Origin of the sequence: Leclercia sp. GLN_9 (assembly GCF_043105735.1) — a bacterium.
GTDB classification, from domain to species: domain Bacteria; phylum Pseudomonadota; class Gammaproteobacteria; order Enterobacterales; family Enterobacteriaceae; genus Enterobacter; species Enterobacter adecarboxylatus.
Window position 1 is genome coordinate 169,382 of sequence record NZ_JBICLV010000022.1, and the last position, 12,908, is coordinate 182,289.

At 54.1% G+C, this 12,908-nt stretch carries 9 protein-coding genes, 1 tRNA gene and 1 rRNA gene; 8 read left to right on the forward strand and 3 right to left on the reverse strand.

The features are described from left to right. Positions 1 to 37 precede the first annotated feature (37 nt). On the forward strand, positions 38 to 2,119 hold the full coding sequence (locus tag ACF8PE_RS16045; protein ID WP_144883246.1) for a bifunctional diguanylate cyclase/phosphodiesterase: 2,082 nt from the start codon (positions 38 to 40) through the stop codon (positions 2,117 to 2,119). Between the two features lie 14 nt (positions 2,120 to 2,133). Here ACF8PE_RS16045 and envR read toward each other — a convergent pair whose 3' ends face one another. Further along, complete coding sequence (envR, locus tag ACF8PE_RS16050) at positions 2,134 to 2,781, reverse strand: acrEF/envCD operon transcriptional regulator (protein WP_392495068.1); 648 nt, start codon at positions 2,779 to 2,781, stop codon at positions 2,134 to 2,136. Between the two features lie 393 nt (positions 2,782 to 3,174). Between envR and ACF8PE_RS16055 the strand changes: the two genes are divergently transcribed. The 7 genes from ACF8PE_RS16055 (at position 3,175) to ACF8PE_RS16085 (ending at position 12,549) form a co-directional block, all read left to right on the forward strand. Further along, positions 3,175 to 4,314, forward strand: coding sequence for an efflux RND transporter periplasmic adaptor subunit (locus ACF8PE_RS16055; protein ID WP_148569577.1), 1,140 nt, complete (start codon positions 3,175 to 3,177; stop codon positions 4,312 to 4,314). A 10-nt stretch (positions 4,315 to 4,324) separates the two neighbouring features. After that, on the forward strand, positions 4,325 to 7,438 hold the full coding sequence (locus ACF8PE_RS16060) for an efflux RND transporter permease subunit (RefSeq protein WP_032614601.1): 3,114 nt from the start codon (positions 4,325 to 4,327) through the stop codon (positions 7,436 to 7,438). Between the two features lie 319 nt (positions 7,439 to 7,757). Further along, positions 7,758 to 7,979 carry a lipoprotein gene (locus ACF8PE_RS16065; protein ID WP_032614604.1) on the forward strand — a complete coding sequence of 74 codons (222 nt, stop codon included), beginning with the start codon at positions 7,758 to 7,760 and terminating at the stop codon, positions 7,977 to 7,979. Between the two features lie 415 nt (positions 7,980 to 8,394). Next, entirely contained in the window at positions 8,395 to 9,420 is a 1,026-nt protein-coding gene (locus tag ACF8PE_RS16070) for an amino acid ABC transporter substrate-binding protein (RefSeq protein ID WP_059307083.1), read from the forward strand. Between the two features lie 68 nt (positions 9,421 to 9,488). After that, on the forward strand, positions 9,489 to 10,670 hold the full coding sequence (locus ACF8PE_RS16075; RefSeq protein ID WP_392495069.1) for an amino acid ABC transporter permease: 1,182 nt from the start codon (positions 9,489 to 9,491) through the stop codon (positions 10,668 to 10,670). Positions 10,671 to 10,679: 9 nt separating this feature from the next. Next, the gene (locus ACF8PE_RS16080; RefSeq protein WP_032614611.1) at positions 10,680 to 11,783 is read left to right on the forward strand and encodes an amino acid ABC transporter permease; all 1,104 of its coding nucleotides are present in this window, start codon (positions 10,680 to 10,682) and stop codon (positions 11,781 to 11,783) included. A 7-nt stretch (positions 11,784 to 11,790) separates the two neighbouring features. After that, positions 11,791 to 12,549: an amino acid ABC transporter ATP-binding protein gene (locus ACF8PE_RS16085; protein ID WP_032614613.1), complete on the forward strand. Its 759-nt coding sequence runs from the start codon at positions 11,791 to 11,793 to the stop codon at positions 12,547 to 12,549. Between the two features lie 123 nt (positions 12,550 to 12,672). Here the strand turns inward: ACF8PE_RS16085 and rrf are convergent. Next, positions 12,673 to 12,788, reverse strand: a 5S ribosomal RNA gene (rrf, locus tag ACF8PE_RS16090). Positions 12,789 to 12,826: 38 nt separating this feature from the next. Further along, positions 12,827 to 12,902: transfer RNA gene (locus ACF8PE_RS16095), tRNA-Thr, on the reverse strand. Positions 12,903 to 12,908: the final 6 nt, after the last annotated feature.

Consider the following 12,908-nt stretch of genomic DNA (forward strand, 5'->3'; position numbering starts at 1 on the left):
TCACGTAATACCTCCCTGCGTTTGAGTTGATGAGATCATGCTGGTTAGCCAATACGACCAACTTCTTGTGGTTATCTCTTTTGTTGTCGCCATTCTTGCATCCTACACCGCCCTGAATATGGCAGGCCGGGTAGTGGGAAGTACGGGCATCGCGGCACGTGTCTGGCTGACGGGTGGCGGTATCGCCATGGGCATCGGCATCTGGTCTATGCATTTTATCGGCATGCTGGCGATGGATGTCACCCTGCGGCTGAACTACAGCCTGCTGCCAACGGCACTCTCAATGCTTATTGCCATCGGCGCCTCGCTGTTCGCCATTTGGCTGGTGAGCCGGGATCATTTTCGCAGGCGTCGCCTGTTCACCGGTGCCGTGATTCTGGGTACCGGTATTGTCGCGATGCACTACACCGGGATGGCTGCATTGCAGGTGGAGCCGGCTATCGTATGGGATATGCGCTGGGTTGCGCTATCGGTAGTGATCGCCCTGCTCGCCTCGCTGGCCGCCCTGTGGCTCACGTTTCGTCTACGCCGCGACGCGGCCCAGGTTGCGCTGATGCGTGCAGGCGCCGCCGTCCTGATGGGCGTTGCCATTGCTGGCATGCACTACACGGGGATGATGGCCGCGCAGTTCCCGGTTCAGGCCCATATGCACCACCAGGGCGTAAACGGCAGCTGGCTGGCGGTGCTGGTGAGCGTCGTTGCGCTCTCCATTCTGGGTATTACGCTGCTGGTCTCGATGTTTGACGCCAGGCTACAGGCTCGCACCGCCCTTCTGGCCTCGTCGCTCGCGGAAGCGAACCGTGAACTGGCGCAGCTGGCGCTGCACGACACGCTGACACGCTTGCCAAACCGTGTGCTGCTGGAGGACCGTCTCGATCAGGCGATCAACAAAGCCGATCGCGAAGGAAAGTTATTCGCGCTGCTGTTTATGGATCTGGACGGCTTCAAAGCCGTTAACGATGCCTATGGGCACGACGCCGGTGACAAGCTGCTGATTGCTGTCACAGAACGCCTTGAGCAGCCGTTGAAAGGTCAATACACCCTCGCCCGTATTGGCGGTGACGAGTTTGTTCTGCTGGCCGAGATCGATACCCCGAACGATGCCGCGTCGCTGGCCAGCGCGCTGGTGCATGTAATCGATCAGCCCTTCAGCTTTGAACTCTACGACCTGGTGGTTACCCTCAGCGTCGGGATTGCTATCTATCCGCACGACGGCAAAAACCAGCGGGAGCTGATGTTTAACGCCGATGCGGCGATGTATCACACCAAGCATATGGGGCGTAACGGCTACCACTTCTTCCAGCCTTCAATGAATACGCTGGCGCAGAAACAGCTCCAGCTGATGAACGATCTGTGGCTGGCGCAGGATCGCCACGAGCTGCATCTGGTTTATCAGCCGAAGTTTCAAGCCCCGGCTGGCCCTATCGTCGGCTTTGAAGCCTTGCTGCGCTGGCAGCACCCTACCCAGGGGTTGTTATCCCCTGACCAGTTCCTGCCGCTGGCGGAAAAGAGCGGGCTGATTATTCCTATTGGCAACTGGGTGATCGATGAGGCCTGCCGCCAGCTCCGTGTATGGCATCTCGAAGGGCATACCGAGTGGTCGGTGGCAGTGAACCTCTCCACGCTGCAGTTTGAACAACCCCAGCTGGTTGATACGGTGATGGGTAGCCTGGCACGACATGGCATTCCGCCCCATACGCTGATCCTGGAAGTGACTGAAACGACGGCCATGAATAATCCGGATGAGAGCGTGCGGGTGCTTACCGAACTGACGCAGGCGGGGGTAAAGGCCTCCATCGACGATTTTGGTACCGGCTATTCCAGCCTGCTGTACCTGAAAAAGCTTCCAGCGTGTGAACTGAAAATCGATCGGGCGTTTGTTAAAGATCTCAACGGCACGGGTGAAGACGCCACTATCGTTGCGGCCATTATTGCGCTGGCGAAGACCCTTAACCTGAAGGTGGTGGCCGAAGGCGTTGAAACCCAGGAGCAGCAGACGTTTTTGACCGAACTCGGATGCACGACGTTACAAGGTTTTCTGCTGGGTAAACCCGTTTCGGCGCAGACTATCAACGCCATGAGCCGGGATCCGCAGGCCTTGCTGACGCAGCAAATCTGACCGGACTGATGCCGTTATGAGGCGGCGTCGTAGAACCGGCCCGGCACCGGGGCAGCCTGTAAGGTCGAGAGGATATTATCCACCAGCGCGGGGGCCTGTTGATACAGGTCCAGCCTTTCCGGTTTCATTAACCAGTTTTTAATCAGCCCGCAAAAAAAACCATGAAAAACAATTAACGTCGTGTCGATATTGATCTGCGCGGAAATACTGCCTGCCGCAATGCAATTTTGCAGAATCCGACGCACGTTTTCATCGTTGAAGCCGATCCTCTTGCGAATTTCATATTCTGAAACCATGCCCTGTTCAAATTCACATTTGTGATAAAGGATCTGTAATAGTGCGCGCTGGCGGTAGTCCCTGGCAATATATTGTAAAGCGGTAACAAACTGCTCACGTAAATTAAATAAAGGATCACGTTCTGTTACTTTGGATAACTGATCATTAATGATTTCACGGAGTGGGCATTGCTCCTGCCAGATGGCGTTAAAAATTTCCGCTTTACTGCTGAAATGCCAGTAAATCGCTCCCCGGGTCAGGTTGGCGGCATCAGCAATATCCGTAAGCGTGGTATAAGCCACCCCCCGGGCAGCAAACTGCTCTATCGCCGCCTCAATCAACAACTGGCGTGTCTTCTGCGCCTCGGCCTTCGTTTTGCGTGCCATTGGGAGCCACTCTTTTAACGGATTAATTACATTTATCAAACAATGGGGATAATGATTAGGCCGGGTATTATCCATTACTGCAAAAAATAATTTTGAACAAAAAACGTCAACACGCTTAATTTATAAATTTCAATGATATTTGAGCATCATTTTATTCACTAAATACATGTACACACATAAACCTTATTGCGCAGGAATGCATGGCCAGAAATGCTATTCCGTTGTTTAATCATGTTCAGCGCTAATTTTCTCTCATCCATTCTTTCTCCGCACTTATAAATCAAAAAATCACCCACCCATTCTTTATTATGGCGCCCGCCGTTTTCTCTTTACCTCTCCTTAACGCTTAACCGCTGTCGGTTAATGCGGATTGATGATTTTGAAGGAATAGCCATGACGCCTAATTTCAGGTTTTTACCCTTATCCGGTTTTATCATCGGTGCCGCATTACTCGTGGGTTGTGATGATCACAGCGCGCAAGCCCAGCAGCCACCTTCACCACAGGTTATGGTTCATGTCGTGAAAAGCGCGCCGCTGGTTGTCACCACCGAACTGCCGGGCCGCACCGATGCGTATCGTGTTGCAGAGGTTCGCCCTCAGGTGAGTGGCATCGTCCTGAAGCGCAACTTTACCGAGGGCAGCGATGTAAAAGCGGGGGAATCGCTGTATCAGATCGATCCGGCCACGTATCAGGCCGCGTTTGACAGCGCTTCGGGCGAGCTGGCCAAAGCTCAGGCTGCGGCTAACATTGCCCACCTGACCGTGAAACGCTATTTGCCGTTGATGGGCACCCATTACGTCAGCAAGCAGGAGTACGATCAGGCGGTTGCCACCGCTCGTCAGGCTGATGCTTCGGTGATTGCGGCCCGGGCAGCCGTCGAGACCGCGCGCATTAATCTCGCTTATACCAAAGTGACGTCACCTATCAGCGGGCGCATCGGCAAATCCAGCGTCACCGAGGGGGCGCTGGTATCAAATGGCCAGGCCTCGGCGCTGGCTACGGTACAGCAACTCGATCCGATTTATGTCGATGTGACGCAATCCAGCAACGATTTTATGCGGCTTAAGCAATCCCGTCTGCAAACGGGCGAGAACGCCAGCAGCGTACAGTTGCTGATGGAGAATGGTCAGCCCTATCCCCTGAAAGGTTCGTTGCAATTCTCTGATGTCACCGTAGACGAAAGCACCGGCTCCATTACCCTGCGGGCGATCTTCCCTAACCCGCAACATATTCTGCTACCCGGCATGTTTGTTCGGGCGCGCATTGATGAGGGAACTCAGCCTCAGGCCATCCTGGTGCCGCAGCAAGGGGTCACTCGTACCCCGCGCGGAGAGGCCAGCGTGATGGTGGTGAATGCGAAGAATCAGGCCGAAGCGCGAAACGTCGTCGCGCCCCAGGCGATTGGCGATCAATGGCTGATCACCCAGGGCCTGCAGGAAGGCGATCGGGTGATTGTCAGCGGGCTGCAAAAAGTGCGCCCTGGCGTCGCGGTTGTCGCTACGCCAGATACCACTGCGCAAAAAGCGGGGTAAGGAACAGAGCATGGCTAACTTCTTTATTCAGCGCCCGGTTTTTGCGTGGGTACTCGCTATTATTTTGATGATTGCGGGCGGGCTGGCGATCCTGAAATTGCCTATCGCCCAGTATCCCACCATTGCCCCTCCTGCCGTGGCGATTTCGGCGACCTACCCCGGTGCCGATGCCCAGACGGTACAGGATACGGTGACTCAGGTTATCGAACAGAACATGAACGGCATCGATAACCTGATGTATATGTCCTCCACCAGCGATTCGTCGGGCAGCGTGACCATCACCCTGACCTTCCAGTCAGGCACCGACCCGGATATTGCGCAGGTGCAGGTGCAGAACAAATTACAGCTGGCGATGCCGCTGCTGCCGCAGGAAGTGCAGCAGCAGGGAATCGGCGTGGAGAAGTCGAGCAGTAGCTTCCTGCTGGTGGCTGGCTTTGTCTCAGACAATAAAAACCTTAGCCAGGACGATATCTCTGACTATGTTGCCTCTAACGTCAAGGATGCCATTAGCCGCACCTCCGGGGTGGGTGATGTACAACTCTTTGGTGCCCAGTATGCGATGCGTATCTGGCTGGACGCGAATAAGCTGAATGCCTATCAGCTGACGCCGCTTGACGTCATCAATCAACTCAAAACCCAGAATAACCAGATTGCCGCAGGTCAGTTGGGCGGCACACCGTCGGTGCCGGGCCAGCAGCTCAATGCCTCGATCATCGCCCAGACGCGCCTGAAAACCGTCGAAGAGTTTGGCAACATTACCCTGAAGGTCAATCAGGACGGATCAATGGTCCATCTGAAAGATGTCGCCCGCATTGCGCCTGGCGGTGAAAACTACAACATGGTGACCAAAATCAACGGCCAGGCGGCGACCGGGCTGGGGATCAAACTTGCCACCGGTGCCAACGCGCTGGATACTGCCGCAGCGATTAAAAGCAAACTGGCGCAGCTGCAAACCTTCTTCCCGCAGGGCCTGAAGGTGGTCTATCCCTACGACACCACGCCGTTTGTGAAGATCTCCATCCATGAAGTGGTGAAGACGCTGTTTGAAGCCATCATCCTCGTCTTCCTCGTGATGTATCTGTTCCTGCAAAACCTGCGCGCCACGCTGATCCCGACCATTGCCGTGCCGGTGGTGTTGCTGGGTACTTTTGCGGTTCTGGCGGCGTTTGGCTTCTCCATCAATACCCTGACCATGTTTGGTATGGTGCTGGCGATAGGCTTACTGGTGGATGACGCCATCGTGGTGGTAGAGAACGTCGAGCGCGTGATGGTAGAGGAAAAGCTACCGCCAAAAGAGGCAACACAAAAATCGATGTCGCAGATCCAGGGGGCGCTGGTCGGCATTGCCATGGTGCTGTCGGCAGTATTTATCCCGATGGCCTTTTTCGGCGGTTCCACCGGGGCGATTTATCGCCAGTTCTCCCTGACGATTGTCTCAGCTATGGCGCTTTCCGTACTGGTGGCGCTGATCCTGACTCCTGCGCTGTGCGCCACTCTGCTCAAATCACCCGGCGAGCATCATGAGCCTAAAGGCGGATTCTTCGGCTGGTTCAATGCGCTGTTCGACAGGAGCGTGGCGCACTACAGCAATAGCGTCAGCCATATTCTGCGCAAGACCGGCCGCTATCTGGTGGTCTATGTCCTTATTGTCGGCGGTATGGCGGTGCTGTTCCTGCGCCTGCCGACCTCGTTCCTGCCGGAAGAAGACCAGGGTGTTTTCATGACCATGGTGCAGCTCCCGGCGGGCGCTACACAAACCCGTACCCAGCAGGTGCTGGATCAGGTTGAGCATTATTACCTCACCAAAGAAAAAGCTAACGTGGAGTCGGTGTTTACCGTTAACGGCTTCAGCTTCAGCGGTCAGGGGCAAAATGCCGGGGTGGCATTTATCAGCCTTAAGCCCTGGGAGGAACGCCCTGGCGCCGCCAACGGCGTCGCGGCTATCGTCAGCCGGGCAAGCCGGGCCTTCAGCCAGATTAAAGATGGGCTGGTGTTTCCGTTCAACCTGCCTGCCATTATTGAGCTGGGCACCGCTACCGGGTTCGATTTTGAGCTTATCGACCAGGCCAACCTGGGCCATAACCAGCTTACGCAGGCCCGAAACCAGCTGTTGGGCATGATCAAAGCTCATCCCGATCTTCTGGTTCGCGTGCGGCCTAATGGTCTGGAAGATACCCCGCAGTTCAAGCTGGATATCGATCAGGAGAAAGCGCAGGCGCTGGGCGTTAGCGTGTCGGACATCAACCAGACCATCTCCACCGCCCTGGGGGGCACCTACGTCAATGACTACATAGACCGTGGTCGGGTGAAGAAGGTCTATGTCCAGGCAGACGCGCCTTTCAGGATGCTGCCGGCGGATATCAATCGCCTTTATGTGCGCAGCGCTAACGGTGAAATGGTGCCGCTTTCGGCGTTCAGCGAGTCACACTGGATCTACGGGTCACCGCGTCTCGAACGCTATAACGGCACTCCTTCAATGGAGATCCTCGGGGAGGCCGCGCCAGGCAAAAGTACCGGTGAAGCAATGGCCTTAATGGAGCAACTGGCGGCGAAACTGCCGACGGGTATTGGTTTTGACTGGACCGGCATGTCCTACCAGGAACGGCTGTCAGGCAACCAGGCACCTGCCCTGTACGCCATCTCGCTGGTGGTGGTGTTCCTCTGTCTGGCAGCGCTGTATGAAAGCTGGTCGATTCCGTTTTCAGTGATGCTGGTGGTGCCGTTGGGGGTAGTCGGTGCCTTGTTGGCCGCCTCCCTGCGCGGGCTGAACAATGATGTCTATTTCCAGGTGGGGCTACTTACCACGATCGGCCTGTCGGCAAAGAACGCGATTCTTATTGTCGAATTTGCTAAGGATCTGATGGAGAAAGAGGGGAAAGGCATTGTTGAAGCCACGCTGGAGGCGTCCCGTATGCGCCTGCGTCCGATCCTGATGACCTCCCTGGCGTTTATCCTCGGCGTGATGCCGCTGGTCATCAGCCACGGCGCTGGCAGTGGCGCGCAAAACGCCGTGGGTACCGGGGTAATGGGCGGCATGCTTTCGGCAACCTTGCTGGCCATCTTTTTTGTGCCGGTCTTCTTTGTCGTGGTACGCAGACGCTTTACGCGTCATCAAGAACAGTAATAGATAAAGGCGCTTCGGCGCCTTTATTGATGATAATAAACAGAAAATTAGTCTTATCCATTTATTTATCTTATTAATTAGCACCCCAATGAATTGTTTGCTTGCGATTTTTAGCTTGCGTACTTAATCAATGCTTCTCCCTAATTCCTCCATTATTGGCTCGCAGTAAGAAGGATTTCTCCATCTTTTTTACAATCCAAATAATTTGAGATTATTCACCCTTTATGGCGATTTTTAAGCGGTGGTAATATAAGCATCAGCTTTGCGGAACACACGACTGACTATATCGCAAAGTTAGATTTCATTTTGAGGTAACACCATGAAAAGACTCATTTCGGTTGCACTCCTTACCGCGCTGCTTGCAGGTTGCGCGCATGACTCTCCGTGCGTACCGGTATACGACGATCAGGGCCGACTGGTTCATACTAATACCTGTATGAAGGGTACCACGCAGGATAACTGGGAAACTGCAGGGGCGATAGCAGGTGGCGCAGCAGCCGTTGCAGGCCTGACGCTGGGCATCATTGCCGTGTCTAAGTAATCCATAAAGCGCGAATTCGTTCGCGCTTTTGCTTTCCCGATTTAGGTTCATAAATAATCCTGCCGCTGCTCACATCTTTTTGCCGTTTTATTTTTATTTCAGTTTGCCGACGTGATGTTATTCACATCCTGTTGGCCTCCAATATTCACGCCATAATTTATCCTTTTACTCCTGCGTTTCTGAATCAACTTTTGCTCTGATTTGTGGCGCAGGTTGTAATTTCGCACCATTTCAGGGCGCTCGATTTAATTATCTCTGTCTACACTCTGCTTTACGCGTTGCGTAATCGTTTATTACGTCAATTGCAAAAACTGGCATCGCGTTTGCTTTATTAACGTCGGCCACAGCCACAGACAGGTTTAAGCGTTTATAAACGCTTCACTATAACGATAATTTTCGACACACAGGATGCATTATGAAAAAGATGATGATGGCCAGCCTCGCCGCTGCAGGTGTGCTTTTTGCGATCTCCGGCCAGGCCCAGGCGGGTGCTACGCTGGATGCCGTTAAGCAGAAAGGATTCGTGCAATGTGGGATCAGCGACGGTTTGCCGGGGTTCTCCTATGCAGATGCCAATGGTAAATTCTCCGGTATTGATGTCGATGTGTGCCGTGGCGTTGCTGCCGCTGTATTCGGCGACGACACTAAAGTTAAATATACCCCGCTGACGGCGAAAGAGCGTTTTACCGCCCTGCAATCTGGTGAAGTGGATATGCTGTCACGCAATACCACCTGGACCTCCTCACGTGATACCGGTATGGGCATGTCCTTTACCGGCGTGACCTATTACGACGGCATTGGTTTCCTGACGCACAATAAAGCAGGCCTGAAGAGCGCTAAAGAGCTTGATGGTGCCACAGTCTGTATTCAGGCGGGTACTGATACTGAACTGAACGTCGCGGATTATTTTAAAGCCAATAACATGAAATATACGCCAGTGACTTTCGACCGCTCTGACGAATCTGCCAAAGCGCTGGAATCGGGACGCTGCGACACCCTGGCATCCGACCAGTCCCAACTTTACGCGCTGCGGATCAAGCTGAGCAACCCGGCGGAATGGATCGTCCTGCCGGAAGTGATCTCTAAAGAGCCGCTTGGCCCGGTCGTGCGTCGTGGCGATGATGAATGGAACTCTGTTGTTCGCTGGACGCTGTTCGCCATGCTTAATGCAGAAGAGATGGGCGTCAACTCGAAGAACGTCGATGAGAAAGCCGCTAATCCAACCACACCGGATATGGCCCACCTGCTGGGTAAAGAGGGCGATTACGGCAAGGATCTGAAGCTGGATAACAAATGGGCATACAACATCATTAAAAAGGTGGGTAACTACGCTGAAATTTTCGAGCGTAACGTTGGCTCTGAAAGCGCGCTGAAGATCAGCCGTGGGCAGAATAATCTCTGGAACAATGGCGGCATCCAGTACGCGCCGCCAGTACGCTAAGCAGCATGCTGTAACGGGCACTGCCGTTGCGGTGCCCAGTCCAGAGTCATGGTTACCCGAGGTTTTTTATGTCCCATCGCCGCTTAGCCCTGAAAGGAGCCTTCTCCTTTTCCAATCCTGCGGTTCGCGCCTGGCTTTTCCAGATACTCGCTGTTCTCGCTGTCCTGGCCGTCGCGATCTACTTGTTCCATAACACCGTTACCAACCTGAGTACACGCGGCATTACTTCGGGCTTTGCCTTCCTTGACCGTAGTGCGGGATTTGGCATCGTTCAGCACTTAATAGATTACACCGAAGGAGATACCTACGGTCGCGTATTCCTGGTCGGCCTGATGAATACCCTGCTGGTCTCCGGGTTATGCATTGTTTTTGCTTCTCTGCTGGGCTTTTTCCTGGGCCTTGCACGCCTGTCTGATAACTGGCTGCTGCGTAAGCTTTCCACGTTTTATATTGAGACGTTCCGTAATATCCCGCCGCTGCTCCAGATCTTCTTCTGGTATTTCGCCGTTTTGCGTAACCTGCCCGGGCCTCGCCAGGCGGTGGATGCCTTCGATCTGGCCTTTTTAAGCAATCGCGGGTTGTATATCCCGTCTCCGCAGATTGCCGAAGGAATGCTGGCGCTGCTGGCGGCTCTGGCGTGCGTGGTGATCGTCTCCGTCGCGCTGTTCCGCTACAACCGAATGCATCAGATCAAAACCGGACAGTTACGGCGCACCTGGCCGGTAACGCTGATCTTGCTGGTGATCCTGTCGGGTCTGGCGCACGTCATTTTTGGTCCGGCGATGCACTGGGATGTGCCGCAGTTGCGGGGGTTTAATTTCCGCGGCGGTATGGTATTAATTCCTGAGCTGGCTGCTCTGACGCTGGCACTTTCGATCTATACCTCAGCCTTTATCGCAGAAATTATTCGCGCCGGCATTCAGGCCGTTCCTCATGGCCAGCATGAAGCCGCTCGCTCGCTTGGCCTGCCAAACCCGGTCACGCTACGTCAGGTCATCATTCCCCAGGCCATGCGGGTTATCATCCCACCGCTGACCAGCCAGTATCTCAACATTGTGAAAAACTCGTCCCTTGCGGCCGCGATTGGCTATCCCGATATGGTTTCTCTGTTTGCCGGCACCGTTCTTAACCAGACGGGCCAGGCTATCGAAACGATCGCCATCACGATGTCGGTTTACCTGATTATCAGCCTGACCATTTCCCTGTTAATGAATATCTATAACCGTCGCATCGCGCTGGCTGAACGCTAAGGAATCATGATGACAAAAGCCGTCTTGTCTCACCCTGTGCGTCCGGCCACGACCGGCAATGGACGCATTATTATCTGGGTACGTAAAAACCTGTTCTCTAGCTGGAGTAATAGCTTACTCACCCTGCTCTGTTTCTGGCTGATGTGGGAGCTGATCCCGCCCCTTCTCAATTGGGCGTTTTTGCAGGCTAACTGGGTCGGCACCACGCGCGCCGATTGTACGAAAGAGGGAGCCTGCTGGGTCTTCATTCATCAGCGTTTCGGCCAGTTCATGTATGGGCTTTACCCGCACGACCAGCGCTGGCGCATCAATCTGGCCCTGCTCGTGGGGCTGCTTTCTATCTTGCCCATGTTCTGGAAAGGATTACCGCAGCGGGGACGGTACATCGCCTGTTGGGCTGTGATCTATCCCCTTATCGTCTGGTTGTTACTCTATGGCGGTGTGCTGGGGCTGGAGCGCGTCGAAACCCGCCAGTGGGGTGGCCTGACGCTGACGCTGATTATCGCCTCGGTGGGGATAGCTGGCGCATTGCCATTAGGCATTTTGCTGGCGCTTGGGCGCCGTTCAACCATGCCGGTCGTGCGTATCCTGTCGGTGATTTTCATTGAGTTCTGGCGTGGAGTACCGCTGATCACCGTGCTGTTTATGTCGTCGGTAATGCTGCCGCTGTTTATGGCAGAGGGCACCACCATTGACAAACTGATCCGCGCCCTGGTTGGCGTCATTTTGTTTCAGTCTGCCTATGTAGCTGAGGTCGTACGCGGCGGGTTACAGGCCCTGCCAAAGGGCCAGTATGAAGCCGCCGAATCGCTGGCGCTGGGATACTGGAAAACGCAGGGATTAGTGATCCTGCCGCAGGCGCTGAAACTGGTGATACCGGGTCTGGTGAACACCATTATTGCGCTGTTCAAAGATACCAGTCTGGTGATCATCATTGGTTTATTCGATCTCTTCAGTAGCGTGCAGCAGGCCACTGTCGACCCGGCGTGGCTGGGCATGTCGACAGAAGGTTATGTTTTTGCTGCGCTTATCTACTGGATTTTCTGTTTTAGCATGTCGCGCTACAGCCAGCATCTGGAAAAGCGCTTTAACACCGGGCGTACACCGCACTGAGGAACCTATGAGCCAGATAACTATGACCCCCGCTGACGCGATGATTACGCTGGATAATGTGAATAAGTGGTACGGGCAATTTCACGTTCTGAAAGACATTAACCTGAAGGTAAAACAAGGGGAACGTATTGTCCTTTGCGGCCCTTCAGGCTCGGGTAAATCAACTACCATCCGTTGCATTAACCACCTGGAAGAACATCAGCAAGGAAGGATTGTTGTTGATGGAATCGAGCTGAATGACGACATCCGTAACGTGGAGCGTGTTCGCCAGGAAGTGGGTATGGTATTCCAGCATTTTAATCTGTTCCCCCACCTGACCGTTCTGCAAAATTGCACCCTGGCCCCCATCTGGGTACGCAAAATGCCAAAAAAGGAAGCGGAGGCGCTGGCCATGCACTATCTGGAACGTGTGCGCATCGCAGAACATGCACATAAATTTCCAGGGCAGATCTCGGGAGGACAGCAGCAGCGCGTGGCCATCGCCCGCTCTCTGTGTATGAAACCGAAAATTATGCTGTTCGATGAACCTACCTCAGCTCTGGATCCTGAGATGGTGAAAGAAGTATTGGATACCATGATAGGGCTGGCTGAATCAGGAATGACGATGCTGTGCGTGACGCATGAGATGGGTTTTGCCAGAACCGTAGCAGATCGGGTCATCTTTATGGATCGCGGGGAGATCGTCGAGCAAGCGCCACCGGAAGAATTCTTCTCTCACCCTAAATCGGAACGTACACGCGCGTTCTTGTCACAGGTGATTCACTGATCGTTTGCACTGCCCGGTGGCGCTACGCTTACCGGGCCTACGGTATGCGCGCTTTCCACACGTTTTACGGAACGCATAACGCAAAAAGGCCATCCTTACGGATGGCCTTTTCACTTATTTGATGTCTGGCAGTTCCCTACTCTCGCATGGGGAGACCCCACACTACCATCGGCGCTACGGCGTTTCACTTCTGAGTTCGGCATGGGGTCAGGTGGGACCACCGCGCTACAGCCGCCAGACAAATTCTTTTCTACGCGCCGAACTTTTACCTAAAAACTGGTGCTGATACCCAGAGTCGAACTGGGGACCTCACCCTTACCAAGGGTGCGCTCTACCAACTGAGCCATATCAGCACACTT

Coding starts and splice junctions, on each gene's coding strand:
- ACF8PE_RS16045 (WP_144883246.1), top strand. CDS start 38: ATGCTGGTTAGCCAATACGACCAACTTCTTGTGGTTATCTCTTTTGTT.
- envR (WP_392495068.1), bottom strand. CDS start 2,781: ATGGCACGCAAAACGAAGGCCGAGGCGCAGAAGACACGCCAGTTGTTG.
- ACF8PE_RS16055 (WP_148569577.1), top strand. CDS start 3,175: ATGACGCCTAATTTCAGGTTTTTACCCTTATCCGGTTTTATCATCGGT.
- ACF8PE_RS16060 (WP_032614601.1), top strand. CDS start 4,325: ATGGCTAACTTCTTTATTCAGCGCCCGGTTTTTGCGTGGGTACTCGCT.
- ACF8PE_RS16065 (WP_032614604.1), top strand. CDS start 7,758: ATGAAAAGACTCATTTCGGTTGCACTCCTTACCGCGCTGCTTGCAGGT.
- ACF8PE_RS16070 (WP_059307083.1), top strand. CDS start 8,395: ATGAAAAAGATGATGATGGCCAGCCTCGCCGCTGCAGGTGTGCTTTTT.
- ACF8PE_RS16075 (WP_392495069.1), top strand. CDS start 9,489: ATGTCCCATCGCCGCTTAGCCCTGAAAGGAGCCTTCTCCTTTTCCAAT.
- ACF8PE_RS16080 (WP_032614611.1), top strand. CDS start 10,680: ATGACAAAAGCCGTCTTGTCTCACCCTGTGCGTCCGGCCACGACCGGC.
- ACF8PE_RS16085 (WP_032614613.1), top strand. CDS start 11,791: ATGAGCCAGATAACTATGACCCCCGCTGACGCGATGATTACGCTGGAT.